We start from the raw sequence: 24,581 nt of genomic DNA, 5'->3' as shown, positions 1-24,581 counted from the left end.
CCGCCGGTTTGTCCTGCCTCGCGAGGCGATCGCCCGCGTACCGAGGATGGGGCCGACCATGGACGACGCCTTCGACCTGAACCGCTTCGTGGAGGCACAGGACGGCGTCTACGAGGGCGCTCTCGCGGAACTGCGGGGCGGGCGCAAGCGGAGCCACTGGATGTGGTTCATCTTCCCCCAGATCGCCGGGCTCGGTTCGAGCGCGATGGCCCGTCGCTACGCGATCGGCTCGCTGGCCGAGGCGCAAGCCTATCTCGCCCACCCGCTGCTCGGCGACAGGCTGCGAACCTGCACGCGGGCGGCGAACGCCTGGGAGGACCGCTCGGCCCATGCCCTGTTCGGCGCGCCCGACGACGTGAAGTTCCGCTCCTCCATGACGCTGTTCGCGCAGGCCGATCCGGAGGCGGCCGACTTCACCCGCGCGCTCGCGACGTTCTTCGACGGCGAACCCGACCCGCTGACCCTGGAGAAGCTGTCGCGGCGATAAAGAGGCGCGGTCTCCGGATCGGCCTCGGCTTTCGACGGGGCCGGGAAGCGGAGATTGAGTTCTAACTCGATTTATCCCGCGCGCGCATCAGTATAGAACTGTTACAATTTTCGGCCCTGCTGCCTCAGCGTTGTTGACGTTAATTTTCACGCAAACATAGATGGTCAGAAACCGACGACCATAGAACGCAATGATGAGTCCGTTCTCTGCCTGCTCAGAGATGATCGGACGTGAGGCTTTATCATGAAGCGCGCGCTTGTCTTGGCCAGTGGCCCGCGCATCCAGTATCGAGTTCTGCGATGCACGAGCGAATGCTTCGATGAAGTCTATGTTCTCGGTGAAGATGACGCGCATCTGCTGAAGCGCTCAAGATTTTGTGAGCGATTTATTCCGTTCAAAGGTGATTTCTCCAACCTCCAGCCCTCCGATCTCGGTGATATTCAGCGGCTTTGTTCCAACCACGACATCGATCTGGTGCTGCCGAGTTGCAGCCGGACGACGCGTCTTCTGTCCGTCCACGGCGATCAGATCGGGGCGCCGTTCTATCCGGTGCCGGCGCAGGACACGTTCGATGCGCTCGACGACAAGTGGCGCTTCGCCGGCGTCTGCGCCGAACTCGATCTTCCCGTCCCCGCGACGCGGCGCTTCGAGACGATGGCGGACCTGCGCCGCGACCTCGACCGCCTCGGCTACCCTCTGATCCTGAAGCCGGCGGCGATGTCGGGCGGCTACGGCGTGCGGAAGATCGATTCCGTCGAGGAGCTCCCTGAGCATCTCAACTACTCGCCGATCATCTGCCAGGAATACATCCCCGGCGAAGAGCTGAGCAGCTTCTACCTGTGCGATGCCGGGCGGATCGTGGCGTCGTTCGCCTACCGCCGAACGCTCACCAAGCTGGAGGAGATCCGGGCTCCCGAGATCGACGACCATGCCCGCCGGTTGATCGAGCACTTCCGCTATCGGGGGGTGATCGGGTTCGATATCCGGCGGAGTCCCGACGGCCGGATCGCCTTCATCGAGTGCAACCCGCGCTTCTGGTACCACATGGAGGTGGCGATGCTGGCGGGGCTGAACTTCGTCACCCTCGGCTGCCGTCTGCGCGACGGGGAGGGCGGTCCGGCGGACCCCGAGACGCTCAAGATCCGCTCGCCGCGCCGCCTGTGCGGAAACCTGCTCACGCCCTGGCGCCTGAACCGGGCCGAGCGGGCCTATCTCCGCTACATCATCCGCGATCCGGCCATCTCCGCCTGGGCGGCGTTCCAGAGCGCGATAGGCCGCTATCGGCTGGCCGGCGGGCAGCTCCTGTGACGGCGCGGCCGCCGGTCGGCGCATCCGGATGTACCCCTCAAGAACGCGTGCTTCGAGCGCGGCTTTGTCGTCGTTCTCGGATGAAGCGACACGGAGCGGCGACGGCGTCGCCGAGGAGAGGCCGTCCATGGATTCGAGCGGCGACTTCAAGAGCCTGCACCCGGCCGAGGCTCCCTCCGCCCCGATCGCGGACGATCCGGCACCATCCCGGCCGAACGTCTCCGTCGAGTTCGCCACGGCGCCGCGCTTCCGCTCGCTCGCCGCGGAATGGCGTCGCCTGGTCGAGCGGTGCGCCGAGCCGAACGTGTTCATGGAGCCCGCCGTCGCCGGCGCGATGTACACGGTGACCGAGACGCCGCTGCACGTGCTCCTCGCCTGGTCCCATCGCGCCGGGGGAGGGGCCGGGCTGATCGGCGTGTGGCTCCTCGTCGGTGCCCGCCCGTCCTCGCGCCTGCCGATCCGGACCCTGGAAGCACCGTGCAATTCGCTGACGTTCCTCGGCTCGCCCGTGCTCGACCGCGACCACGCGGTCGAGGCTCTGTCGGCGATGCTGGAGGCGATCGCCCGAAATGCCGGCCTGCCGAAGCTGATCTGCGCCAACCAGATCGCGACGGACGGGCCGGGCTTCCCCGCCCTCCTCGATGCGGCCGGCCGGCGGGGGGCGAGGATCGTCGCGATCGAGCGCCGGCAGCGCGCTGTCCGCACCGCGCCGGGCGCGGGAGACCCCGCCTCGGCCGGCGCGGTGTCATCGAAGCGGCGCGCCGAGTTGCGGCGGCAGCGCAAGCGGCTCGCGGAGCGCGGCGAACTGCGTCAGGTCAGCTACCGCAGGCCGGAGGAGGTCAGCATGGCCTTCCAGGAATTCCTCGATCTGGAGGCCGCCGGCTGGAAGGGCCGGACAAGCCGGCGCGGACGGGCGATCCGCAACGCGCCCCCGCTCCGCGCCTTCGCCCAGACGATGATCACCGGGCTGGCGCGGGACGGCTGCGCCGGGATCGAGGCCCTGCGCCTCGACGGCCGGGCGATCGCGATGAACATCTGGCTGCGATCCGGCCGCACGGCCTTCGGCTGGAAGATGGCCTATGACGAGACTTACGCGAAATGGGGGCCCGGCTCGCTGCTGATGGAGGCGACGACCGAGACGGTCTTCGCGGACGGGGCCGTCGAGAGCTTCGATTCGTGCAACCGGGACAGTTCGGCGGCGCTGGCCCAGCTCTGGCCGGAGCGGCGCGAGATCGCCGACCTCCTGATCGACGTCTCCCCCGGCGGCTCCGTGCGCGGCCGGCTGACGGCTCTGGCCGAGACGCTGTTCCGGCGGGGGCGCGGCTGGGCCCGGCGGACCTACAAGGCCCATGTCAAACCGGTCTACCTGCGCGCCCTCGCCCGGCTGACGGCGAAGCCGGGATCCGGTGCGGAGCCGGCGGAGCGGTAGGCGTCCCGGTCTTGCCCGATCACGACGCCGCCCCTGTCTCCGTGCCGGCGCGATCGACCCGCGCCTCCGGCCGGCTGTCGGTCGAGGCGTAGTAGGGCTTGATGTCGAGGAGCGGCGTGCCGTCGAGGCAGTCGAGGCCGCGCACGCGGACGGTGCCGTCGGCGATGGCGAGCCGCTCGACCACGGCCAGGGCGATGGGGTTCGGCCGCGCCGGCGAGCGGAGCGAGAAGGTGCCGCGGCTCCCCGTCGCGTGGCGCGGCTGCTGGCGCACGAGGTCGCGCGCCGCCCGGTCCATCCAGTAGAGCACGATCAGGTGGGTGGCGCCCTCTAGGTTCTGGAGCGCCGGCCGATACGGCGTCTCGACCTCGAGGGTGCAGATCGCGTCCGTCTGCGTGCCGTTCTTCGGGCACTCGGACCGCGTCTTCCAGGGCGTGCGCACCCGGCCGATGAAGTAGAGGCCCGCATCGTAATCGGCCGGCAGCGGGATCGCCTCCTCGCCGGGGCGCCGCTCGACATCCTCGTTCATCCGCCCTCGCTCGCCCCGCTGTCCGACGACGCCTTGTCACCCCGGCGCGCTGCCGCCGCAAGGCCAGTGGACAGCGTCCCTGCGGGCCCCTTGGCACGTCCCTTGGCATGTCCCTCGGTATGTCCCTTGGCACGCCGCTCGCTCGTCTCGCCGCCCGCGCCGGTGTAGACACCGTGGGGCGAGCGGGGAGGGCACATGGTCATCGACGAGTTGCGGCCGATGGAGGCCGTCCCCGACGCGGAGACGGCCGTGGATCGGCTCGAAACGCTGCATGCGGGCGCGACCCAGGCGCTCCAGGCGGCGCTGAACCGCTACCTGGAACACCGGATCCCGCCGGACGCGACCGAGCGGCTTCAGTTCCGCTATCCCGAGCTGCGCCTGACCTACCAGCCGACGGGGCCTTTGCCGCGGCTCAACCGGGCCACCGCCAAGTTCCAGGCGCCGGGGCTCTACGCGACGACGGTGACGCAGCCCGGTTATTTCCGCGCCTACCTGCTGGAGCAGTTGCGGCCGCTGGTGCGCGATTACGGCGCCGGCATCGAGGTCGGCCTCTCGGCCCAGGAGATTCCCTACCCCTACATCGTCGAGCCCGGCACCGATCTCGGCGGCAGCGGCGTCAGCGCCAGCGACCTCGCCACCTTGTTCCCGGTGCCGCTCCTCTCCGTCGTCGGCGACGAGGTGGCCGACGGGCTGTGGCTCGAAAATCCCGGCGATCCGCGCCCGCTCGCCCTGTTCGACGGGGTGCGCACCGACTACTCGCTGCGCCGGCTCGTCCACTATACCGGCTCGGACTGGCGCGAGATCCAGCCCTGGATCCTGCTCACCAACTACCACCGCTACGTCGACGGCTTCGTCCGCCACGGGCTGGAGCGGCTGGCGGCCGGGGAGGGGGAGCGGCTGGTGCTGCCCGGCGGGATCGTGGTCGAGCGCGCCGAGGCGGCCTCGGCCGACCCGGCGGCGCTGATCGCCGCCTCGCCCTGGCACAAGTACCAGATGCCGGCCTACCACCTCGTCGGGCGGGGGCCGGACGGGGCGCCCCAGGGCACGACGCTGGTCAACATCGGCGTCGGTCCCTCCAACGCCAAGACCATCACCGACCATCTCGCGGTCCTGCGCCCGCATTGCTGGCTGATGGTCGGCCATTGCGGGGGCCTGCGCCAGTCGCAGACCATCGGCGACTACGTGCTCGCCCACGGCTACCTGCGCCGCGACCGCATCCTCGACGACCTCGTGCCGCCCGAGATCCCGGTGCCGGCATTGGCCGAGGTGCAGATCGCCCTGCAATCGGCGGCGGCCGCCGTCACCGGCGAGCGGGCCGACGCCCTGAAGCGGCGCCTGCGCACGGGCACGGTCGTGACCTACGACGACCGTAACTGGGAGCTTCGCTTCACCCAGGAGCGGCGGCGCATCAACCTCTCGCGGGCGATCGCGGTGGACATGGAGAGCGGCACCATCGCCGCCCAGGGTTTTCGCCTGCGGGTGCCTTACGGGACCTTGCTCTGCGTCTCCGACAAGCCGCTGCACGGCGAGATCAAGCTGCCGGGCGCGGCCAACGCCTTCTACGAGCGGGCGGTGGCGGAGCACCTCCAGATCGGCCTCGCCACCCTCGACGCCCTGCGCTCGGACCGGGCGGGGCTGCATTCGAGGAAGCTCCGGAGCTTCGACGAGCCGCCGTTCCGGTAGAACTCACGTCGCGTCCTGCGGATTCTTCGGCGGATCCTCGCGGACCAGGCCGCGCCGGACCGTCGAACGGGCCGCCTCGATGGCGACGTTCGCTGCGCCCAGGGTCCGCGGCTCCGTCGGCCGATTCAGGGCATGGCGCGCGATGCTGGCCGCGAGGTCGTCGATCTCGGCGGCCATGGCCTCCAGGCGCCCCCTGTTCGTCTCGCGTCGGGCCTCGGAACGAAGTTCCAGCAGGCGGGAGGTCGCTACCTCGATCCGCTCCCGGCGGATGCGTCCGAGGCGCTGCCGCAGCCAAGCGAGCGTCGAGCCGACGCCGCCGGCCAGGATCGCGACGAGGTAGATCCAGCTCTCGTAGCGCTCGATGAACGTCTCCTGCTCGCGTTCGTAGTAATCGAGCGCACCGGGATGGATGGGGAGGCGGGCGCTGGTGGCGTCCGCGGTGTCCTCGTAGACCGGGTGCGTGATGCTCTCCGCGGCGGTGACCTCATCCGCCAGGGCCGCGCGCATCTCGAACAGGTGCTGCGTCACCTCCGCGGCGACGCTGCGCGACAGGTCGGCGCGTGCCATCAGGCGATAGGACGAGCCGACGGTCGCGACATCCTCGGCGGGCAGGCGCGGATTTCCGCCGAACAGGGCGGCCGGTATCGTGACCGCTTGCAGGCGCGGCCAGCGGGCCAGGACCGCGCCCGCGTCGGCGAGTCCGACGATCGTCGCGGCATCCTCCTCGCTCGCCTCCTGCACGAGGCTGACGACGCGCCGCGCGGCCGGCGATGTCGGCGTGGTGACCAGCATCATCGCGTCGATGCGCCCGGTCCGGAGGGCTGCTCCGATCTCGGCTTCCTCCACCGGCACGAGGGAGACGGCATTCGGAGGGACGACGCCGGTCTCGGCATCGGCCGAAAGCGCCAGGCCGTGATGGGCCGCGAGGTTGCCGACGAGCATCCTGTCGGCCGTTCGGCCGGCCAGCATAGCGAGCCGCTTGCCCGCGACGTTCGCGAAGCCGGTGATGCCGGCCGCGCTCGGCGCCGAAACGAAGATGGCGAGTTCCCTGAGGACGACGAGGGTCAAGCCGTTGCCTGGCATCAAGACATCGGGGCGGACCACCGCGAGATCGGCTTTTCCGGCCTTGAGCGCCTCCGCACTCTCGCGCACGCCGTCGAACGGAATCACCTTCAGGCGGATACCGGACCGTCTGCGGGCGAGTTCGTCGGCGTAGGCCCGCAACAAGGCCGGCTCGGTCCCCCCGTTCGGGGCGACGGCGATGGTCAAGGTCGTGGGCCGCGTCAGATAGTATGCCGCGACGGCGCCGAGGATGAGGATGGGTATCAAACCGAGAAGCAGCAGCGCTTCCCGGCCCTTCGGATATGCTGCCTTGCCCAACGATGCTCCCCCAGGGCGCGCGCCAATCTTCGTCACCCTCTCGCGCGATCCGCGATAGCCTGAACGCTCTGATCGAGAGAAATCAGACGGTTTCCGGCCGATCACCTTGGGCGCTGCCCACTCCCGTCATCGCGAGGCGGAGGCGAAGTGATCCAGGTCGCAACATTTCCGAAAGAGTGCGGAGCCCTGAATTGCCGCGGCTTCGCCTCGCAAGGACGGGGGAGAAACCGAAGTGATCAGGCGCATGACGTATCACAGTTTCCGCATTGCCCGAGAATTGCAAAATGAGCTGAGATCATCGTCAAACTATATGATATAATTGTGCTGTATTGTACTCATAATCGGGTTTATATTCAAGAGTTGGTCTGAATTAGTTTGAGGATATAAACCGGACGGCAGAGGCGTACCGCTGCCGTCCATCGTGGCGTCGCCTGCGTGACCGGCCGCATCCGGCCGCGGATCGTCAGCCCTTCTTCTTGTAGGCTTGGATGGCGCTCCGGCAGCCGGGGGACAGCTGGGACATGTTCTTCTGGAAGCAGGCCTGGGTCTCGGGCCCATCCTCCGGCGGCAAGCCGGCGCAGAAGGTCGTGAAGTCACCGGCACATTGCTGTTGCAGGACCGCCCTGTCCTCGTCCGTCATCGGAGCGGCCAACGCAGCACTCCCGGCCAACGCGGTCAGCACGACGCTCAGCCCAAAACGTACCAGCATGGTCTGCTCCTTGAATACCCAGCTGCTCTGGGCCGAAGGCGAGAACGTCGCTGGGTCTCCAACCGTTGCACGGGCGCGTCGTCGTACAGAGCCGCCGGCGATTTCGCTCGCGATCCTGCCGTCAACCACAGCCTCTTCTTCGAGGAGGGTTCCATTCCGTGCCCGGGAGGCGTGGATTCTGGGAACGGAATTGCCGGGCTCAAAGTTGATCGGTCCGCATTTCAGGGGACACGATGAAACCCTACCTTCTCGTGGTGCTCGGGCTGGTACTTCTGGCCCGCCCGCACGATCTCTCGGCGCAAGTCGTGACGGAGGAACCGCCCGCCGCGACGGTGGAGGTGGAGGAGCCTCGCCCGGGGCCGCCCCCGCCGCTGCCGGACCTCTCCGATCCGAACACCCGCGCCGCGGAAGCCCTGAACGAGCCCGGCGGAAGCTCCGGCATCCCGAAGACGTTGCGCGGGTCGGGCTCCCGGGCGGGAGGCCCGGCCAACGACCTCAACCCGGGCGGACAGGCCGAGGCACCGACGCCGCCGAGCGGCGATCTCGACAAGGTCGTCGCCGGCCAAGAGCTGTTCCACGGCAATTATTGCGGGAAGGGTCAGCGCGCCGACGGGGCGCCTCCGACCGACGAACTCGACGCGGCCTGCATGCGCCACGATAGCTGCTACGACACCAGCGGCTACAAGTCCTGCGCCTGCGACGCGACGCTGAAGCGCGAGGCCTCGGTCGTCGCCGACAGCCCGCGTGTCTCCCTGGAGGTTCGACGCCGGGCGCTCAGCGTGGTCGAGGCGACGGCGGCGATGGCCTGCCGCACGCCCTGACCAGGCACGGTGTGCGTCAGGGTCCGCGCGGTGCCTCTCATTCCGTCTCCGGTCGATCGCTCCGCGCTTTGCCGGACTCCGTCATCGCTTCGGCTTCGCCTCGCGATGACGGAGGAAAAACCGAAGCGATCAGGCGTCTCACCGCTCCCGCTGCCACAACCCCGCGCGCTCGGCGCGGGCCTGATCCTCGGCCTCGATCAGATCGGGCGGCGCGTCCTCGCTCGCCCGTGCGCCGCCGGCCGTGACGATGAGGGCGGCGAGGTCGTCGCCGTCCAGGCGGCAACGGGCGGAGGACGGGTCGCCGGAGCAGATCACCTCGCGGCGGCGCAGGTAGCGCGCGAGCTGGCGGGCGAGCGCGCCGCCCTCGCCGACGACGCCGAGCAGGTGCACCCTGCGGCCGCGGATCGTCAGCGTGCCGGTATCGACCACATCGGGCACGCCGCGCACCTCGCCGGCGGCGGGTGTGGGGGCGGGAGCCACGGCGCTGGCCGGGGCCGGCTCGGCCCGGGCCGCGGAGGGGGCGGGGCGCTTGCGGCCCTTCAGCACCTTCTGCGCCCGCTCCACGAAGTCGTGGAAGACGCGGGCCGGGATGTCGCCGCCCGTCACCTTGTTCATCGGGGCGTTGTCGTCGTTGCCGACCCAGACGCCGACGATCATGTCCGGCGTCAGCCCGACGAACCACGCGTCGCGGTAATCCTGGCTGGTGCCGGTCTTGCCGCCGACCGCGAGGCCGTTGACCCGGGCGGCCTTGCCGGTGCCGGATTCCACCACCGCCTGGAGCGAGTCGAGCATCATCGACTGCACCTGCGCGTCCATCGGCGCGCCGGGCTTCGGCGCCGGGCGCTGGTAGAGCGGCTGCGGCGTGTTTCCGCGGACCGTGCGGACGAGATAGGGCTCCACCGGCACGCCGGAGCCGAGCACGCCGGCATAGGCGCGGGTCATCTCGACGAGCGTCACGTCGGCGGTGCCGAGGGCGAGGCTTGGCACGTTCGGCAGGTCCGACTGCACGCCGAGACGGCGGGCCTCGGCGATGATCGCGGGCGGGCCGACCTCCTCGCCGAGCTGCGCGGCGATGGTGTTGACCGAGAGCGCGAAGGCCGAGCGCAGCGGCAGCGCGCCGCGGAAGCGGTTGTTGGAATTCTGCGGCTCCCACTCGCCGATCTGGGTCGGGCGGTCGACGAGCACGCTGTCGGGGAAGTACCCCTTCCCGTAGGCCGCGAGGTAGACGAACAGCTTGAACAGCGAGCCGGCCTGCCGTTTGGCCTGGATCGCCCGATTGAACTGGCTGTCCTCGTAGTCGCGCCCGCCCACCATGGCGAGGATGGCCCCGTCGGGCGCCATCGCCACCAGCGCGCCCTGGCCGACCTTCTTCTTGCCCCCCTCGCCGTCGAGGCGGCGGGCGAGCACGCCCTCGGCGAGGCTCTGGAGATCGAGGTTGAGGGTCGAGCGGACGGTAACGTCGCCGGGCTCCTGCGTCAGCCGCTTCACCTCGCCCTGGACCGCGTCGAGGAAGTAGTTGGTGCCGGGCGGCGTCTCGGGCGGCGTGTGCAGGGCCAGCTTCTCCGCGCGCGCCTTGTCGGCCTCGGCCTGGCTGATCGCGCCGGTCTCGACCATCGCCTGGAGCACGAGGTCGGCGCGCTCCTTGGCACCGCCGAAATTGCGGGTCGGCGCGAGCTGCGAGGGCGCGCGCACCAGGCCCGCCAGCATCGCCGCCTCCGGCAGGGTCAGCTTCTCGGCCCCGTGCCCGAAATAGCGCCGCGCCGCCGCGTCCGCCCCGTAGGCGCCGGCGCCGAAATAGGCGGTGTTGAGGTAGCCGACGAGGATTTCGGGCTTCGACAGCGTGCTCTCCAGGCGCAGGGCCAGGAAGGCTTCCTGGATCTTGCGCCGGAGCGTCTTCTCCTGGGTCAGCGAGGTGAGCCGGGCATATTGCTGGGTGATGGTCGAGCCGCCCTCGCGCACGCCGCCGCCGGTGGCGTTGCGCCACAGCGCGCGGGCCATGCCGCGCAGGTCGATGCCCCAGTGGCTGTAGAAGCGCCGGTCCTCGATCGCGACGATGGCCTGGGCGAGCCGGGGCGGCAGCGTCTTCTCGGTGAGCTTCTCGCCCTGGAACGCGCCGCGGGTGGCGAAGGACCGGCCGTCCTCGGCCTCGACCACGAGGGCGCGCTGGGCGGCCTCCGGCGCCACGCCGCCGAGCGGCGGCAGGGTGGCGAAGGCGGCGAAGACGTATCCGGCCAGGATCACCAGCGGCAGGCCGAGGAGGACGGCCGCTCCGATGAGCCAGGGTCGGCGGCGGCGCGGCGCGCGGCCGACGGGCCGGTCGGCGGCACGGTCTTCTGCGTCCGGCCGGATGCCCGGCGACGGATCCGCGGTGGGGACGGCCGGCGGGGCGCGATGTCCGGTGGAGCGGAAGCGGTCCGCGGTCCGGGCGAGGACCGGCGCCGTCCCCTCTGCCGCCCCCTTGGCTGCGTCCCTGGCCGCGGCGGTGCCGCTGCGCCATGCGCTGCGCCCCGCGCTGCCGGCCAGCCGGCCGAGCTGGCGCGCGAGCAGGGCAGCCGCCCGCGCCGCTTCGCGCGCCGCCGCGCGAGTCTCGGTTCCGTCCTCGCCCGGCCTGTCCGGTCCCTGCGCCGTCATCCCGAACCGTTCGCCGCCCGCCGGTATCCACGCATCATCGGGTCGACCTTAGCGGAGCCGGGGGCGGCAAGGCTACGCGCGCGACGGTGGCGGAGGCGAACGGGGCGGACGGGTGACCTCGGCGACACGCTCGAGGCTCGTTCCCGCCGCGTGATCCGGTATGCGGTGCGGGCCGGTTCTGCGGCGCCGGGGGGACGGACTATGATCCCGGCCGGCTTTTCCGGACGCATGACCTTGACCCTCCCCCTCCATCTTCGCCGACCGTCCCCCTGGATCGCGCTCGCCTGCGGCGCCGTGATCGTCACCATCGCCATGGGCATCCGCCAGGGGTTCGGCCTGTTCATGCGGCCGGTCGAGCTCGATCTCGGCGTCGGGCGGGAGAGCTTCGGCCTCGCCATGGCGGTGCAGAACCTGATCTTCGGGCTCGCCCAGCCCTTCGTCGGCGCGATGGCGGACCGGCACGGTCCCGGGCGCGTCGCCGCCGCCGGCGGTCTCCTCTACGCCGTCGGCCTCGCCTCGGCGGCCCTCGTGTCCTCGGCTTTCGGCCTCACCGTCACGCTCGGCTTCCTCGTCGGCCTCGCCATGACCGGCGTCACCTTCGTCGTCGTGCTCGGCGCGGTCGTGCCCCTGATGCCGCCGGGGCGGCGGGGCGCGGCCGCGGGCATCGTCACGGCGGGCGGCTCGGTCGGGCAGTTCCTGCTCGTTCCGGCGACGCAGATCGCGGTGGAGGGACTCGGCTGGCGCGGGGCCTTGGCTGCCGCCGCGGGGCTCGCCGCGCTGATGGTCCCGCTCGCCGTCGGCCTCGTCCGGGATCCCGCCGCGGGCGCGGCGCGGGCGGTGTCCGGGGCCGGCGAAATCGGCTTCGCCGCCGCCCTGCGACAGGCGGCGGGCCATCGCGGCTACTGGCTTCTCAATGCCGGCTTCTTCGTCTGCGGCTTCCACATCGCCTTCGTCTCGACCCACCTGCCGGCCTTCCTCACCGATGCCGGCCTCGATCCGGGGATCGGCGCCCGCGCACTGGCGCTGATCGGCCTGTTCAACATCCTCGGCTCCTACGCCTTCGGCGTCGCCGCGGACCGGCTGCGCAAGAAGTACGTGCTGTCGTGGATCTACGTCGCCCGCGCCGCGGTGATGGCGCTGTTCCTCCTGGCTCCCTTCACCCCGCTCACCGCGACGCTGTTCGCCTGCGCCATCGGCTTCCTCTGGCTCGGCACCGTCCCGTTGACGAGCGGTCTCGTCGGGCAGATCTTCGGCGTGCGCTACCTCTCGACCCTGTTCGGCATCGTCTTCATGAGCCATCAGGTCGGCGCCTTCCTCGGCGCCTGGGGGGCGGGCTACATCTTCACCCGCACCGGTTCCTACGACCTGGCCTGGAGCATCTCGATCGGCATCGCACTCCTCGCCGGCCTCCTCAACCTGCCGATCCGTGACGTGCCCCTGATGCGCCGGGACGCGCAGGCGAGGCCGGCATGAGCGCGCGGGAGGAACTCGTCGTCCTCGCTCTTCTCGGCGCGCTGACGCTGGCCGGCGCGCTCCTCTGGGCCCGCGAGGGCGTGGGGCTCTGGCTGCGCGCGGCCCTTCCCCTCTGCCTGTGAGACGCGGCCCGCCTCACCGCGCGATGGCGCGGATGAAGTAGACCAGCGCCGTGAAGGCGACGAGGCTCAGGCCGTAGAGGGCGGCGAACCAGAGGAGGCGGCGAACCGTCAATGGTAGCTCGCCGCGTTCGGGTTCTCCTCGATCTTCCCGCGGAAGACCCAGTAGGCGTAGGCCGTGTAGGCGAGCGTCAGCGGCATCACCACCGAGTAGCCGACGAGGGCGAATTGCAGCGCCGAGGTCGCGTTGGCGGCCTGCCAGATCGTGAGCTTCGGCGGCACGATGTAGGGGAACAGGCTGATCGCCAGCCCGAGGAAGCCCAGCAGGAACAGGGCGATCGAGAGCAGGAAGGGCGCGACCGTGCGACCGTCGTCGAGGGCCTTCAGGATCCGCCAGCAGACGAAGGCGGTGAGCAGCGGCACGGGCGCCACGAACAGCAGGTTCGGCCAGGAGAACCAGCGCCACTGGATGTGGAGCCCGAGGAACGGCACCCAGGCGCTGACGATCGCCATCGAGACGACGGTGCCGATCAGGAACTGCCGGGCCTTGATCCGCGACCAGATCTCCAGCTCGCCCGAGGTCTTCATCACGCACCACGTCGCGCCGAGCAGGCCGTAGCCGCAGACGAGGCCGATGCCGGTCATGACGCTGAAGGGCGTGAGCCAGTCGAACGTGCCGCCGGAAAACGCCCGGCCCTGGGTCTGGAAGCCCTGGACGAAGGCGCCGAGCACCATGCCCTGCGCGAAGGTGGCGATCAGCGAGCCGTAGTGGAACGCATTGTCCCACACCACCTGCGAGCGCTCGGCCTTGAAGCGGAACTCGAAGGCGACGCCGCGGAAGATCAGGGCGATCAGCATCAGGATGATCGGCAGGTAGAGCGCCGGCAGCAGGATCGCGTAGGCGACCGAGAACACCGCGAACAGCCCGCCGCCGCCGAGCACGAGCCAGGTCTCGTTGCCGTCCCAGATCGGCGCCACCGAGAGCATCATCCGGTCGCGCCAGTTGCCGGGCCGCGCGGCGGTGAACAGGATGCCGACCCCGAGGTCGAAGCCGTCGATGACGACGTACATCGCCACCGCCAGCGCCAGCAGGCCGGCCCAGACCAGCGGCAGCCAGAAGGCCAAGCCCTCGTACTCGTTTCCGAAGCCGAACATCGTCGCTCCTCCCGGCCGGCGGCACCCGTCCGTTATAGGAGCGCCGCCGCATCACGCCAGAACCGAGATCAATGCGGTGCGGGTCCCCGCCACGACGGCTGGCGGTCGCTGGCCGAGAGCGTGTCGGCGGAGGGGCGCGGCGCGACCGGCCCGGCCAGGGTCCCCGAGATCTGCCGGGCGATGGCATCCGCCCCCGCCCGCGTCACCTGCTCGCGGGTCTCCGGCGGCAGGGCGTTGACGGCGTTCACCAGTGCGCCGATGCCGCCGGTGGTCAGGCGATCCATCGCGTCGCCCGTCGCGACCCCCGCGGTGGCGGCCCGGGGCGGGATCGACGATGGCCCCTCCTGTCGCTGGAGCGCGAAGTAGGTGAGGGCGCCGATCACGAGGGCGGCGCGCAGGAGAAACGACATCGATCCGGTTCCACGGGCACGGCGTCGCCGGCTTGGCCGGCGGGGGTCGATGGCCCGATCCTGCCATCGTCTCGGCACCGCCGGGTGAAGTGCGCCGGCCCAAAACGCCGACGTGGTGAACGAAGCCTTTTCGCCCTCGGGCCCGCCCTCTCGGCGCCCGGTTTACCCTCTGCGGGGCAGCGCCCCGGCCCCACCCGGGCACTGTGAAGAACGGGGATCGGCGGGCCGGACGAGGTCGGTCGGCGCCGCGGTCGGCGGCAAGTGAGCGACCCTTTTCATCCTCGCTTAAACCGGCTCTGCGACGGTTCCCTCGAAGTTCGTAACGAGCAGTCGAGGGGCGCGGGTCACCCGTTTCTGAGGGTCAAGACCTGCGCTGTGCGTGGTGGTGTTGCGTAAAGACGGTACCCTTGCCTCCCTCTTCGATGCCCGCCTCGCCGGGCTGGTCCACGCCTCCGTTCAGGGCGAGCCGGGCGTGCGCTTCCGCCATGAGCGGTTCCTGATCTCGCGGCTCGCCACCGGCGTCGTGATGATGGCGGGCCTGCCGCCGTACCTCGTCTGGCGCGGCGTCCCCAGCGGCATCGAGGCGATCGCCATCGCGAGCCTGTTCCTGCCGCTCGTCGCCGCCGTCGTCCTGTCGCGCACCGGCTCGCTCTGGATCGCGCACGCCCTGTCCTCGCTCGGCCTGACCGGCATCGTCGTCTGCCTCGCCGCGCTCACCGGCGGCGCGAGTTCGGCCGCGGCGATCTGGCTCGTGGCGGTTCCGCTGGAGGCGATGGTCTCCGGCTCGCGCCGCGCCACCGTCGCCGCCTCGGTCATCGCCGTGGCCGGCGCCTTCGCGATCGCGCTGAGCGGCTACCTGCCGGTGGGAAGCCTCGCGCTCGCTTGGCCGAACGCGGTCGTGATGCCGGTCTTCGCCGTGACCGCCATCGGCCACATCGCGGCGCAGGCGATGGAGCATATGCGCCGCGAGGGCGAGTGGCGCACGCGCATGCAGGACAACGAGGCCCGCGACCGCCTGCTGCTCTCGGCCATCGACGATCTCGTGACGTGGCACGACGCCAACGGCCGCGTGCTGGAGGCGAGCGGCTCGGCCGCCCGCTTCGTCGGCGCCGAGGCGAGCCGCCTGCGCGGCCACGGCCTGCTCGACCGGGTGCATATCGGCGACCGTCCGGCGCTGCTCCAGGCGATCAGCGACGTCGCCGCCCACGGCGCTCCGGCCACGGTGCCGTTCCGCCTGCACCTCGACGCGCCCCGCGGCGACGGCAGCCGCACGATCTACGCCGAGATGCGCGCTCACCGGATCGAGGCGGCGCTGGCCGGCGCCAACGGCTCGACCGTCGTCGCGGTGACCCGCGACGTGTCCGAGCACCGCCGCCACGCGCTGGAGCTTGACCGCGCCCGCGCCGAAGCCGAGCGCGCCGACGAGGTGAAGACCCACTTCCTCGCCACCGTCAGCCACGAGCTGCGCACCCCGCTCAACGCCATCATCGGCTTCTCGGACGTGCTGGCGGGGGAGGGCGCGCTGAGCCTCTCGCCGGAGCGGTCGCGGGAATATGCCGGCATCATCGCCCAGTCCGGGCGTCACCTGCTCGACGTGGTGAACACGCTGCTCGACATCTCCCGCATCCGCGGCGGACATTTCGACTTCCAGCCCGAGCCGGTCGACGTCGAGGCGCTGCTCCGCGGCTGCTGCGACCTGATGCGGCTCAAGGCCGACGCCTCGGGCATCACCCTGGTGAGCGCCCCGGTGCCCGCCGGCTTCACCCTCGTGGCCGATGCCCGCGCCTGCCGCCAGATGCTCATCAACCTGATCTCGAACGCGGTGAAGTTCACGCCCCGCGGCGGGCGGGTGGAGGTGATGGTGCGCCGGGGCGGGGCCTATCTCGACATCGTGGTGAGCGACAACGGCATCGGCATCACCGAGGCCGACCTGCCGCGGCTCGGCGACCCCTTCTTCCAGGTCGGCGGCGGCTACGGCCGGACCCACGAGGGCACCGGGCTCGGCCTCTCGGTGGTGCGCGGTCTCGCGGGGCTTCACGGCGGGGCCGTCTCCGTCGAGAGCGCGCCGGGCAAGGGCACGGCCGTCACCGTGACGCTGCCGCTCGACTGCAGCCGCGCCAAGGCGGGATCCGCCGGCGCGAAGAACGCCGCTGCGCCGAACCAGCCGGCGCCGATCCGGACGTCGGTGCGGGGCGCCGCGGCGCCGGAACCGGCGCCCGAGCCGATCCGCCGGCCGGTCGGCCTGTTCGATCCCGCCCCGCTTCCCGTGAACACACCGATGCGCCGCGCCGGATGAGCCGATCGGACGAAGCGCGGCGACCAGCTGAAGGAGACAAGTGATGCGCGAGCTGCCCGCCCGACGGGACCAGCGCGAGATCGTCGTCCCCGGTGACATGCGCGTCGGCCGAAGCGGGGCGACGTCGCCGCGCCGCAAGCCAGCGCCGCGCGGGCCGACCGCGTCCAGCTGGCGGGCCGCCGCCGCCTCCACGGCGGCGGGGGCCGGGCGGTTCTGCCTGCGCTATCCCGGCGGGGTGTTCGGCACGGTCCTCGGAGCCGGCGCAGCGATCTACGTCTGCGTCAACGCCATGGGTCTCCAGGCCGGGCCGCATCCGGCGCCGATCCTGCCGACCGTCGAGCCGAAGCCGGTGGCCGCGCGGTCCGCGCCGCCGGTCCGGGAAGTCCGCGCGGTGGAGGCGCCGAAGCCCGCCCCCGTGCGGGAGGTGCCGGCCGCCCCCCGCGACGCCATCGCCGACATGCTCCGCTCCGGTGAGACGACCGCCTCGGTGACGCCCAAGGCGGAGCGCAAGACCGAGGCGAAGGCCGAGGCGGGCAAGCCCGAGAGCCCGAAGCCCGACCCGACCGTGATCCGCGTCCAGCGCGCCCTGGCCAAGCTCGGCTACGGCCCGCTCAAGGATGACGGCCTGATGGGGCCTGGCACGAAGGCGGCGATCGAGAAGTTCGAGCGCGACCGCAAGCTGCCGGTGAAGGGCGAGGCCGCCGGGCCGACCCTGCGCGCCCTGACCCGCGAGATGACCGCCAAGGCGAGCGGGTAACATCCGACGGCGTCGACGATGCCCCGCCGCCATCGACGCGGCGGCGGCGGGCGCCTATGAACCCGGCATGCCACGCCTTCGCTCGGATTTCTGGGTCTCCGCGCAGCTGCGCCGCCTCAACGGCGAGGGCATCCCGGCGGTGCAGCGCCGCCGCGGCTCGGCGGAGGCCGGGGCGATCTTCGTGAAGATCGACCGGCTCGACGGCACCGCCGACCTCTACGGCCCGGCGCCCCAGGCCCTGATCGAGGCGGAGGATGACGGCGAGCGCCGCTTCACGGCCGTCCTCGCCGCCGCCCCGTCGCCGGATGTCGAGGAGCGCCTCGCGCGGGAGATCCGCTTCGATTCCGATCTCTGGATCGTCGAGATCGACGACCGCGAGGGCCGGCACGGCCTGCCCCTCGCGGAGTAGTTTTTTCGAGATCTCAGCTCGTGCGGCGCAGGCGCGTCGGGAGCATGGTGCGGAAGCCGCCGCGCTCGGCCGCGGCGGGTGCGCCGCGCTTGGCCTCGGGGCCGTGCAGCGGCTGGTGCTCGCGGCCCGCGCGCTCCATCACCGGCACGCCGAGGATCGCGCAGAGCAGGTCGCGGGCGGCGGCCCGGCTCGTCTCGCGAAACAGCGTCACGAGGGAGAACACCCGATCGACCGAGCGCGCGACGGTGTCGTTGAGCGTGAGGAAGACGAAGACCGCCTCGCCCTCGCGCAGATCCGCGGCCCGCAGGGCGAGGGTCAGCAGGTCGTAGCGGGCGGCCGGATCGACGGCGGCGCCGAGGTAGTTCGGCGGCAGGCCGAGCCCGTTTCCGAGCGCGGTGACGAAGGCCTGCAGGTCGCGGGCGTGGGAATGCTCGACGAGGCTCGTCGCCAGCGTGCGGGGCGCCGGCGGACACGGGCGCAGGGCCGCGGTGGCCTCGACGGCCTCCGTGATCGCGCGGCGCTGCTCCGGCTCGGCGAAGAGCCACAAGGGGGCGAGGTCGGCGGGCGGAATGTCGGGCCGGCCGAGCAGGGTGCGGGCCAGCGCCGCGTCGGTGCGGGCACGCGAGAGCAGGCGTTCCAGCGCGCGGGTGCCGATCAGCGCGCCGGGATTCTCGGCCAGGGCCCGGTCGGCTTCCGCTTCCGACCCCGCCTCGCGGGGCGGCGCCACGAGAAAGCCGCGGGCTTCGAGCGCGTCGCGCACGCCGGCCGGCACGTCGGGGCAGCCGTCGAGCTTGTCGGCGACGATGCGCAAAGTCTCCTCGTCCACCGTCGGGATCAGGCCCGCGGCGAGGGATTCGAAGGCCTGCAGGATGGCCCGGTCGTGGACCGGGGCGGTCAGGAACAGATCGGTCTGAACCCGCAGGATCACGGGTTTCAGGTCCAGCGCGGGGTCGCGCGAGAGCTCGATGAGGCCGGACAGGTCCGGCGCGCCGGCGACCGATGAGGACATGGCACTCGATTACGCAGAACTTACTCTGAGGGAGAGTCAAACAGTTCTGCGTGAATCGACCTTTAAGATCGGCCGGACGCGACTGTCCCGCGGCGGCCGGATCAGGCGAGCGCGAGGCGGTCCACGACCTCGGCCACGCGCCGGCGGACGGGCTCCGGCAGTGGCAGGATCGGTCGGGGCGGATCCGCCCGGCACAGGCCGAGATGGCCGGCCGCCGCGTACATGACCCGCAGACTGGAGAACTCCCGGAAGAGATCCCAGAGCGGCCCCATCCGCGCGTTCAGCCCTCGCGCCCGCGCGGCCTCGCCGGCTTGCGCGGCCCGCAGGATCGCGAGGCAGGCTTCCGGAAACAGCCCGGCCGCGACGCTGTACCAAGCCTCGCCGCCGGCCAGCAGCGCCTCGGCCGCGTTCCAGTCGCCGCTGGTGCCGAGCCGGAACTCGGCGGGCACCGCCCGGCGCAGGGCGTCGAGATGGCCGGCCACCGTGTCCGGATCCGGCGCGGGGCTCTTGAGCGCACGAAGACCGGGTACCTGCGCCAGCCGCCCGACCAGCGAGGGCGTGAACCGGAAATGCGTGGTGCCGGGATTGTCGTAGATGCAGATCGGCAATCCGCTGCCCGTCGCGACGGCGCAAAAATGCTCGAACACCTCCTCGTCGGTCAGTGGCGTGTAGGAAACGGCGGCCAGGAGACCCGCCGCGGCGCCCGCCGCCCGCGCATCCTGGGCCAGCGCCACCGCCTCGTCGGTGCGCAGGGCGCCGATCCCGACGATGACCGGCACCCGGCCGCCCGCCGCGTCGAGGGCCGCATCGAGGGCGCGGCGGCGCTCGGCGCGGGAGAGATAGGCATAGGTGCCGGTGCTGCCGAGAAGCCCGATCGAATCGACGCCCGCGGCGGCGAGCGGCGCGATCAGCGCGCGCAACGCCGCCGTATCCACTTGGCCGTCGGGCGAGGCGGGGGTGATGGGGAAGGCGGACAGGCCGGTGAAGCAGGACATGGCCGCGGCAGGATGAGCGGGTGCCCGAGTGCGGTCAACGCGATCCGGGCAGCCCCCGTGGCATCTGGGGCCTCGTCGTTACTGCGAGCGGAGCCACCGTGCCGAGCAGGGCGAAGCGCCTCAAAGGCCCCTTGCGCCGACCGGCAGGAAGACCTGGAACCGTTCGACCGCCTGTTCCAACGATCATCACGGTCCTCATGCTGAGGTGCTGCGCCAGCAGCCTCGAAGCACGCCGCGACGCTTCTCCCGGCAGGCCGGTGCCGTGGGATCGACCGTTCCGGCGTGCTTCGAGGCCGAGCTCTCGCTCGGCGCCTCAGCATGAGGAACGACGCGTTGGCCAAATGAAGTCAGTTGAGGTGGCGCTAAGAGCGCACCTCGCGCTTGGCCACGAAGTTCAGCTCGTCCACCAGCACGTCCTTGACCACGTCGGAGCCGAGGCGCTCGTTGACCTTGGCGCGGATCTGGGCGAGGCGGGCGTTGATGTCGTAGCGGGCGAGCTTGCGGAAATCGATCGTGGTGTCGCCGTAGATCTGGCGGAACGCCTCGTCGACCACGAAGGCGTTGGGGGCGACGGGCAGCGTGTGCATCAGCTTGGCATCCGCCGTGAAGACCAGCACGGCGATGACGTAGCCCTGCACCTTGCCCTCGGCGACCATCGGAATGTTGATGGGCGCGAGCTTCTGATACTGCAGCCCTTCGAGGTAGGGCTCGGTCGATTTGGTGAAGAACCCGCCGCCGAAGGTCACCGCCGCGTAGCAGGAGGCGATGGTGACGGCGCAGATCCACAGGCCGGAGACGAGGACGCGCATCGCTCAGTCGCGCCCCGGGCGCATGGAATAGGTGCCGTCGGACTCGGCGGCCTGGAGGCTCGCCTGGAGCGTCTCGCCGACCTCCTCCACCGCCCGCAGATGCAGGGCGACCGCCTCCTGGTTGCGGACCAGCTTGTCGCGCAGGCGCGCCAGCACGATGCCGGTCTCGGCGTCGAGGGCCGCGACGTCGATGCCGCGGGCGAGGCGGGTGAGTTCGAGAAGGCTCCGGCTCTTGGCCCGGTTGACCGCGTCGAGATCGAGCGGCGCGTTGGCAGCGAGCGCCTCGGTCTCGGCCTCGACGGTGGCCTCGAGCCGCTTGAGGGATTCGAGCAGCATCGGGCTCAGACCTTGCCCGCCACGCCGGTGGCGGTCGGCACCGCCGCGGCGGCGGCGGGGCGGGACGCGTTCAGCATGCGGGCAATGCCGATGCCGCCGGTCTGGGCGATCTGCTGGCCGAGCTGCTCGGCGAGCATCGACTTCCAGATGCCGCCGGCATTGCCCTTGCCGAACACGGTCTCGGCCTTGGGCAGCATCGCCTCGACGAATTGCTGGATCACCTGCCCCTCGAACTTCTTGTAGGGATCGGCGGCGCCGCTCCGGGCGGTGTCGTTCTTCAGGCTGGTGAGCGTCCCGTGGACGTCGAGCGGCATGTGCGTGGTCAGACCCGCCTCGCGGGCCGCCTCGTCGGCGGCGCTGGCGAAGGCCGCCGGGTCGCCGGGCTGCGACAGCTTGGCCGCCGCCTCCTGGTAGCGGGCCGGGTCGGCGGCGCGCGCCACGTCCATGACGATGTCGGAAGGGGGAGAGATGCTCATCGCGCCATCGAACCTGACGCGGCGCGAACCGGGCGCGCCGCTGACAATCGGTGGAACCCTAGACCCGCTGGCTTACGGGAGGCTTGCATCGCGGCGCTGGACCAGGCCGTCGAGACGCTCGATCGCCTCGACCCGCTCGCGCTCGCGGTCGAGCAGGGTCTCGATCCGCTCGGCATTGAGCTCCGCGCGCTTGAGCGCGAGGCCCTGCTCGCGCACCTCGGCGGTTTGCGAGGCCGCGATCCGCTCGAGCTCGGTCGCCCGCGCGGCGAGCCCGCGCAGGCGGCGGTTCGACGCCTCCAGAAACAGGTGGCCGTGGGCGGAGGAGCCGACGGCGGCGAGCAGGGCGGCGCGGTCCGCCTCGACGGCGTCGGCGTCGCGCCGGGTCTGGGCGAGCTGCCACTCGGCGGCCCGGCGCATCTGCTCCTGCACGGCGGTGAGCCGTTCCGCGCGCTTGAGGCGCTTGGCGATGTCGGCGGCGGACATCGCGGTCAGCCCTTGCGCAGCCAGGCGAGGTAGCCGGCGAGGAACTGCGTCATGAACTCGCTGGAGAGGTAGTAGAGCAGGAGCAGCGCGCCGAACATCACGAAGGGCGTGGCGATGAAGTAGACGGGGATCGTCGGCGTGAGCTTGTTCACGAAGCCGGCCGCGAGGTTCACCGCCACGGCGTAGATGATGAAGGGCGCGGCGATGCGTAAGGCGAGGCTGAAGGCCTCGCCGATCTGGTCGGCGATCCGCACCAGCGCCGTCTGCGTGCCGAAGCCCTCGCCCGGTGGGATGCGGGCGTAGGAATCGACCAGCCCGCGAAACAGCTCCCAGTGCAGGTCGGCGGCGAACATCAGCGCGACCGCGCTGAGGACGATCAGCGTCTCGACCGCGGGCATCGCGTCGGTGCCCTCGACGGGCGTGCCCGGCATCGAGCCGAAGCCGACCATGGTCGAGACCGCGTTCATCACCGTCTCCAGCACGAAGATGAAGATGCGCCCGAGCAGGCCGATGAGGAGGCCGGTCACGCTCTCGCTGGCGATCCAGGCCAGCGTGTCCGTCGGCGCCTGGCCCGGCAGCCGGCCCTGGAACAGCGGCAGCAGCAGCGGCGTCACCGCGAGCGAGATGCCGACGGCGATGAGGAGCCGCACCTGCGCCGGCACCCGCGGGCTGGAGAAGCCGGGGACGATGAGGAGGCAGCCGCCGATGCGGCAGAAGATCAGGAAGGTCGCCAGGAAGGCGTCGCCGCCGAGCAGGCTCCCGAATCCGGGGATCACGAGATGGTGCCCAGCGACTTGATCTCGACGCCGCGGGCGATCTCCAGATGCGACAGGACGGGAAGCGTCGGAAAGATCCGCTCGATGATCATCCGCACGTAGGGCCGGGCGTCGGGGGCGGTGACGAGGGCGAAGCCGTGGACCTGCCGCATCCGCTCGCGGATCGCCTCGCCGGCTTCCGCGCCGAACTGCTCCACGAGGCGCGGGTCGATGTCGAACTCGATGACCTCGCCCTTGGCGTCGCGCTTCAGGCTCTGGTGGAACGTGAGGTCCCAGTTGGCGCCGAGCCGCAGCACGTGGAGCACCCCGTCCTCGGCGAGGTCGCCGCAGATCTGCTGGGCGACGCGCATGCGCACGTGCTCGGCGATCTGCTCGGCCCGGCGGGCATGGGGCGTGATCTCGGCCACCGCCTCCAGGATCAGGTGCAGGTTGCGGATCGAGACCCGCTCGGAAAGCAGCAGCTTCAGCACCGCCTGAAGGCCCGAATGCGAGATCTGCGACGGGCAGATCTCGTCGATCAGCCGCTTGTACTCGGGGTCGAGCCGGTCGAGCAGCGACCGCATGTCCTTGTAGGACAGGAACTGGGGCAGGTTGTTGCGGATCACCTCGGAGAGGTGGGTGAGCAGGACGGACGCGCCGTCGATCGCCTCGAAGCCGGAGCGGCGGATCTCGCCGGCATAGGCGTCGACGATCCAGAGCGCCTTCATGCCGAAGGCGGGCTCGCGCACCTCCTCCGCCGGCACGTCGGGGCGGGGCCCGTCGCCGACGACGACGAGCAACTCGCCCGGCCGCATCTCCTGCGTCGCCGCCACCGTGCCGTGGATGCGGATCTGGTAGGTCTTGGGCGGCAGGTTGAGGCTGTCGGTGAGCTTGATGTCGGGCACGACGAAGCCGTACTGGCGCGCGAACTTGCGGCGCATCTTGGCGACGCGGTGGTGCAGCTCGGCGTGGCTGCCCTGGATCTGCGCGGCGACCTGACGGCCGAGGCACAGCTCGATCTCGGGGGTGCGAAGCTGCTCCTTGACCGAATCCTTGACCTCGGCCTGCTTGCTCTCCTCCTCGCGCTTGGCCTTCGCGGCGGCGACGGCAGCCCGGGCGGCGCGACGCTTCGGGATGGTGATGGCGACGAAGCCCATCAGTCCGGCGAGTGCGACGAAGGGCAGGAACGGCAGGCCCGGGACGATCGCGAACATCAGCATCAGGGCGGCGGCGACGATCAGCGCGCGGGGATAGGCGCTGAGCTGTCCGAGCACCGCCTCCTCCGCGGCGCCGCGGGTGCCGCCCTTCGAGACGAGCAGGCCCGCGGCGAGCGAGACGATCAGCGCCGGGATCTGCGAGACGAGGCCGTCGCCCACCGACAGCTTGACGAAGACGTCCGCGGCCTGACCGAGCGGCATGCCGTGGCGGGTCGTGCCGATGATGACCCCGCCGAACACGTTGACGGCGATGACGATGAGCGAGGCCACCGCCTCGCCGCGCACGAATTTCGAGGCGCCGTCCATCGAGCCGAAGAAGGCCGATTCCTCCTCCAGCTCACGGCGGCGGCGCTGCGCCTCCTTGTCGTCGATCAGCCCGGCATTGAGGTCGGCGTCGATCGCCATCTGCTTGCCGGGGATGGCGTCGAGGGTGAAGCGGGCGCCGACCTCGGCGATGCGGGTCGCACCCTTGGTGATGACGAGGAAGTTGACCGTGATCAGGATCACGAAGACGACGATTCCGATGACGAAATCGCCGCTCATCACGAACTGGGAGAAGCCCTGGATGACGTGGCCGGCGGCGTCCACCCCCTTCTGGCCGTTGGCGAGGATCAGGCGCGTCGTGGCGATGCCGAGCGCCAGCCGCAGCAGCGTCGCGATCAGGAGCACCGTGGGGAAGGCGGAGAATTCGAGCGGCTTCTGAATCCAGAGCGCCACCATCAGGATCAGCACCGAGAGCGCGATCGAGAAGGCGAGCCCGACATCGATCAGCACGGCCGGAACCGGCAGGAACAGCACCGCCAGGATCGCGACGATGCCGGCCGCGAAGCCGAAGTCGCGCCGCGACCGCTTTTCCAGGACGAGCGCCTCGCTCACCGCCATGACGTGAACCGTTCCCCTCAGGTCAG

24 protein-coding genes are annotated in these 24,581 nt (G+C 71.1%); 10 read left to right on the top strand and 14 right to left on the bottom strand.

Translation table 11 applies throughout. The annotated features are described in order from the left end of the window. The first annotated feature begins 58 nt into the window (after positions 1 to 58). From ABS772_RS05460 to ABS772_RS05450, 3 genes are all read left to right on the top strand, one after another. Complete coding sequence (locus ABS772_RS05460) at positions 59 to 487, top strand: DUF1810 domain-containing protein (RefSeq protein ID WP_350392841.1); 429 nt, start codon at positions 59 to 61, stop codon at positions 485 to 487. A 243-nt stretch (positions 488 to 730) separates the two neighbouring features. Next, a complete protein-coding gene (locus tag ABS772_RS05455) occupies positions 731 to 1,795 on the top strand; it encodes an ATP-grasp domain-containing protein (RefSeq protein ID WP_350392839.1) in 1,065 nt (354 codons plus the stop codon). A gap of 127 nt (positions 1,796 to 1,922) precedes the next feature. Beyond that, positions 1,923 to 3,224, top strand: coding sequence for a GNAT family N-acetyltransferase (locus ABS772_RS05450; protein ID WP_350392837.1), 1,302 nt, complete (start codon positions 1,923 to 1,925; stop codon positions 3,222 to 3,224). A gap of 19 nt (positions 3,225 to 3,243) precedes the next feature. Here ABS772_RS05450 and tsaA read toward each other — a convergent pair whose 3' ends face one another. Beyond that, on the bottom strand, positions 3,244 to 3,750 hold the full coding sequence (tsaA, locus tag ABS772_RS05445) for a tRNA (N6-threonylcarbamoyladenosine(37)-N6)-methyltransferase TrmO (protein WP_350392835.1): 507 nt from the start codon (positions 3,748 to 3,750) through the stop codon (positions 3,244 to 3,246). A gap of 195 nt (positions 3,751 to 3,945) precedes the next feature. Between tsaA and ABS772_RS05440 the strand changes: the two genes are divergently transcribed. Beyond that, the gene (locus tag ABS772_RS05440; RefSeq protein WP_350392834.1) at positions 3,946 to 5,433 is read left to right on the top strand and encodes an AMP nucleosidase; all 1,488 of its coding nucleotides are present in this window, start codon (positions 3,946 to 3,948) and stop codon (positions 5,431 to 5,433) included. A 3-nt stretch (positions 5,434 to 5,436) separates the two neighbouring features. On the opposite strand, the gene ABS772_RS05435 is transcribed toward ABS772_RS05440, so the two are convergent. Continuing rightward, positions 5,437 to 6,813 (bottom strand): TAXI family TRAP transporter solute-binding subunit, encoded by a 1,377-nt coding sequence (locus tag ABS772_RS05435; protein ID WP_350392833.1) that lies wholly within the window; start codon positions 6,811 to 6,813, stop codon positions 5,437 to 5,439. A 463-nt stretch (positions 6,814 to 7,276) separates the two neighbouring features. Then, positions 7,277 to 7,522 (bottom strand): hypothetical protein, encoded by a 246-nt coding sequence (locus tag ABS772_RS05430; protein ID WP_238255450.1) that lies wholly within the window; start codon positions 7,520 to 7,522, stop codon positions 7,277 to 7,279. A gap of 233 nt (positions 7,523 to 7,755) precedes the next feature. On the opposite strand from ABS772_RS05430, the gene ABS772_RS05425 reads away from it, so the two are divergent. Beyond that, entirely contained in the window at positions 7,756 to 8,343 is a 588-nt protein-coding gene (locus ABS772_RS05425) for a hypothetical protein (protein WP_350392831.1), read from the top strand. A gap of 138 nt (positions 8,344 to 8,481) precedes the next feature. On the opposite strand, the gene ABS772_RS05420 is transcribed toward ABS772_RS05425, so the two are convergent. Then, entirely contained in the window at positions 8,482 to 10,974 is a 2,493-nt protein-coding gene (locus ABS772_RS05420; protein WP_350392830.1) for a PBP1A family penicillin-binding protein, read from the bottom strand. A gap of 234 nt (positions 10,975 to 11,208) precedes the next feature. On the opposite strand from ABS772_RS05420, the gene ABS772_RS05415 reads away from it, so the two are divergent. Then, positions 11,209 to 12,447, top strand: a complete 1,239-nt coding sequence (locus tag ABS772_RS05415; RefSeq protein ID WP_350392828.1) for an MFS transporter — start codon at positions 11,209 to 11,211, stop codon at positions 12,445 to 12,447. Further along, positions 12,444 to 12,569: a hypothetical protein gene (locus ABS772_RS05410; protein WP_283206866.1), complete on the top strand. Its 126-nt coding sequence runs from the start codon at positions 12,444 to 12,446 to the stop codon at positions 12,567 to 12,569. Before ABS772_RS05415 ends, ABS772_RS05410 begins: the two co-directional genes overlap by 4 nt. Before the next feature lie 108 nt (positions 12,570 to 12,677). Here the strand turns inward: ABS772_RS05410 and cydB are convergent, their stop codons facing one another. Beyond that, positions 12,678 to 13,721, bottom strand: a complete 1,044-nt coding sequence (gene cydB, locus ABS772_RS05405) for a cytochrome d ubiquinol oxidase subunit II (protein ID WP_238255454.1) — start codon at positions 13,719 to 13,721, stop codon at positions 12,678 to 12,680. A gap of 68 nt (positions 13,722 to 13,789) precedes the next feature. Further along, entirely contained in the window at positions 13,790 to 14,131 is a 342-nt protein-coding gene (locus tag ABS772_RS05400) for a hypothetical protein (protein ID WP_350392826.1), read from the bottom strand. A gap of 379 nt (positions 14,132 to 14,510) precedes the next feature. Between ABS772_RS05400 and ABS772_RS05395 the strand changes: the two genes are divergently transcribed. From ABS772_RS05395 to ABS772_RS05385, 3 genes are all read left to right on the top strand, one after another. Further along, positions 14,511 to 16,427 carry a PAS domain-containing sensor histidine kinase gene (locus tag ABS772_RS05395; protein WP_350392825.1) on the top strand — a complete coding sequence of 639 codons (1,917 nt, stop codon included), beginning with the start codon at positions 14,511 to 14,513 and terminating at the stop codon, positions 16,425 to 16,427. 43 nt (positions 16,428 to 16,470) lie between these two features. Next, positions 16,471 to 17,184: a peptidoglycan-binding domain-containing protein gene (locus tag ABS772_RS05390; protein ID WP_350392823.1), complete on the top strand. Its 714-nt coding sequence runs from the start codon at positions 16,471 to 16,473 to the stop codon at positions 17,182 to 17,184. A 67-nt stretch (positions 17,185 to 17,251) separates the two neighbouring features. Next, a complete protein-coding gene (locus ABS772_RS05385; protein WP_238253661.1) occupies positions 17,252 to 17,593 on the top strand; it encodes a DUF1491 family protein in 342 nt (113 codons plus the stop codon). Between the two features lie 13 nt (positions 17,594 to 17,606). Here ABS772_RS05385 and ABS772_RS05380 read toward each other — a convergent pair whose 3' ends face one another. The 8 genes from ABS772_RS05380 to flhA form a co-directional block, all read right to left on the bottom strand. After that, complete coding sequence (locus ABS772_RS05380) at positions 17,607 to 18,602, bottom strand: DUF2336 domain-containing protein (protein ID WP_350392822.1); 996 nt, start codon at positions 18,600 to 18,602, stop codon at positions 17,607 to 17,609. A 101-nt stretch (positions 18,603 to 18,703) separates the two neighbouring features. Next, positions 18,704 to 19,597, bottom strand: coding sequence for a dihydrodipicolinate synthase family protein (locus tag ABS772_RS05375; protein WP_350392820.1), 894 nt, complete (start codon positions 19,595 to 19,597; stop codon positions 18,704 to 18,706). A 362-nt stretch (positions 19,598 to 19,959) separates the two neighbouring features. Continuing rightward, positions 19,960 to 20,406, bottom strand: a complete 447-nt coding sequence (locus tag ABS772_RS05370) for a hypothetical protein (RefSeq protein WP_238253664.1) — start codon at positions 20,404 to 20,406, stop codon at positions 19,960 to 19,962. A 3-nt stretch (positions 20,407 to 20,409) separates the two neighbouring features. Beyond that, on the bottom strand, positions 20,410 to 20,742 hold the full coding sequence (locus tag ABS772_RS05365; RefSeq protein ID WP_350392818.1) for a flagellar protein FlgN: 333 nt from the start codon (positions 20,740 to 20,742) through the stop codon (positions 20,410 to 20,412). A gap of 5 nt (positions 20,743 to 20,747) precedes the next feature. Further along, entirely contained in the window at positions 20,748 to 21,218 is a 471-nt protein-coding gene (locus tag ABS772_RS05360; RefSeq protein WP_350392816.1) for a rod-binding protein, read from the bottom strand. A gap of 72 nt (positions 21,219 to 21,290) precedes the next feature. Beyond that, on the bottom strand, positions 21,291 to 21,701 hold the full coding sequence (locus tag ABS772_RS05355) for a hypothetical protein (protein WP_238253667.1): 411 nt from the start codon (positions 21,699 to 21,701) through the stop codon (positions 21,291 to 21,293). A 5-nt stretch (positions 21,702 to 21,706) separates the two neighbouring features. Next, positions 21,707 to 22,477: a flagellar biosynthesis protein FliR gene (fliR, locus tag ABS772_RS05350; RefSeq protein ID WP_350392814.1), complete on the bottom strand. Its 771-nt coding sequence runs from the start codon at positions 22,475 to 22,477 to the stop codon at positions 21,707 to 21,709. Next, positions 22,474 to 24,555, bottom strand: a complete 2,082-nt coding sequence (gene flhA, locus ABS772_RS05345) for a flagellar biosynthesis protein FlhA (RefSeq protein ID WP_350392813.1) — start codon at positions 24,553 to 24,555, stop codon at positions 22,474 to 22,476. The genes fliR and flhA overlap by 4 nt, the downstream gene beginning before the upstream one ends. Between the last annotated feature and the right edge of the window lie 26 nt (positions 24,556 to 24,581).

Origin of the sequence: Methylorubrum podarium (assembly GCF_040270385.1) — a bacterium.
GTDB lineage: Bacteria > Pseudomonadota > Alphaproteobacteria > Rhizobiales > Beijerinckiaceae > Methylobacterium > Methylobacterium podarium.
This window is presented reverse-complemented; position numbering and strand designations above follow the sequence as displayed.

What these genes read in the sequence shown, in the direction of transcription:
- ABS772_RS05460 (WP_350392841.1), top strand. Translation starts at nt 59, where the DNA reads ATGGACGACGCCTTCGACCTGAACCGCTTCGTGGAGGCACAGGACGGC.
- ABS772_RS05455 (WP_350392839.1), top strand. Translation starts at nt 731, where the DNA reads ATGAAGCGCGCGCTTGTCTTGGCCAGTGGCCCGCGCATCCAGTATCGA.
- ABS772_RS05450 (WP_350392837.1), top strand. Translation starts at nt 1,923, where the DNA reads ATGGATTCGAGCGGCGACTTCAAGAGCCTGCACCCGGCCGAGGCTCCC.
- tsaA (WP_350392835.1), bottom strand. Translation starts at nt 3,750, where the DNA reads ATGAACGAGGATGTCGAGCGGCGCCCCGGCGAGGAGGCGATCCCGCTG.
- ABS772_RS05440 (WP_350392834.1), top strand. Translation starts at nt 3,946, where the DNA reads ATGGTCATCGACGAGTTGCGGCCGATGGAGGCCGTCCCCGACGCGGAG.
- ABS772_RS05430 (WP_238255450.1), bottom strand. Translation starts at nt 7,522, where the DNA reads ATGCTGGTACGTTTTGGGCTGAGCGTCGTGCTGACCGCGTTGGCCGGG.
- ABS772_RS05425 (WP_350392831.1), top strand. Translation starts at nt 7,756, where the DNA reads ATGAAACCCTACCTTCTCGTGGTGCTCGGGCTGGTACTTCTGGCCCGC.
- ABS772_RS05420 (WP_350392830.1), bottom strand. Translation starts at nt 10,974, where the DNA reads ATGACGGCGCAGGGACCGGACAGGCCGGGCGAGGACGGAACCGAGACT.
- ABS772_RS05410 (WP_283206866.1), top strand. Translation starts at nt 12,444, where the DNA reads ATGAGCGCGCGGGAGGAACTCGTCGTCCTCGCTCTTCTCGGCGCGCTG.
- cydB (WP_238255454.1), bottom strand. Translation starts at nt 13,721, where the DNA reads ATGTTCGGCTTCGGAAACGAGTACGAGGGCTTGGCCTTCTGGCTGCCG.
- ABS772_RS05400 (WP_350392826.1), bottom strand. Translation starts at nt 14,131, where the DNA reads ATGTCGTTTCTCCTGCGCGCCGCCCTCGTGATCGGCGCCCTCACCTAC.
- ABS772_RS05390 (WP_350392823.1), top strand. Translation starts at nt 16,471, where the DNA reads ATGCGCGAGCTGCCCGCCCGACGGGACCAGCGCGAGATCGTCGTCCCC.
- ABS772_RS05385 (WP_238253661.1), top strand. Translation starts at nt 17,252, where the DNA reads ATGCCACGCCTTCGCTCGGATTTCTGGGTCTCCGCGCAGCTGCGCCGC.
- ABS772_RS05380 (WP_350392822.1), bottom strand. Translation starts at nt 18,602, where the DNA reads ATGTCCTCATCGGTCGCCGGCGCGCCGGACCTGTCCGGCCTCATCGAG.
- ABS772_RS05375 (WP_350392820.1), bottom strand. Translation starts at nt 19,597, where the DNA reads ATGTCCTGCTTCACCGGCCTGTCCGCCTTCCCCATCACCCCCGCCTCG.
- ABS772_RS05370 (WP_238253664.1), bottom strand. Translation starts at nt 20,406, where the DNA reads ATGCGCGTCCTCGTCTCCGGCCTGTGGATCTGCGCCGTCACCATCGCC.
- ABS772_RS05365 (WP_350392818.1), bottom strand. Translation starts at nt 20,742, where the DNA reads ATGCTGCTCGAATCCCTCAAGCGGCTCGAGGCCACCGTCGAGGCCGAG.
- ABS772_RS05360 (WP_350392816.1), bottom strand. Translation starts at nt 21,218, where the DNA reads ATGAGCATCTCTCCCCCTTCCGACATCGTCATGGACGTGGCGCGCGCC.
- ABS772_RS05355 (WP_238253667.1), bottom strand. Translation starts at nt 21,701, where the DNA reads ATGTCCGCCGCCGACATCGCCAAGCGCCTCAAGCGCGCGGAACGGCTC.
- flhA (WP_350392813.1), bottom strand. Translation starts at nt 24,555, where the DNA reads ATGGCGGTGAGCGAGGCGCTCGTCCTGGAAAAGCGGTCGCGGCGCGAC.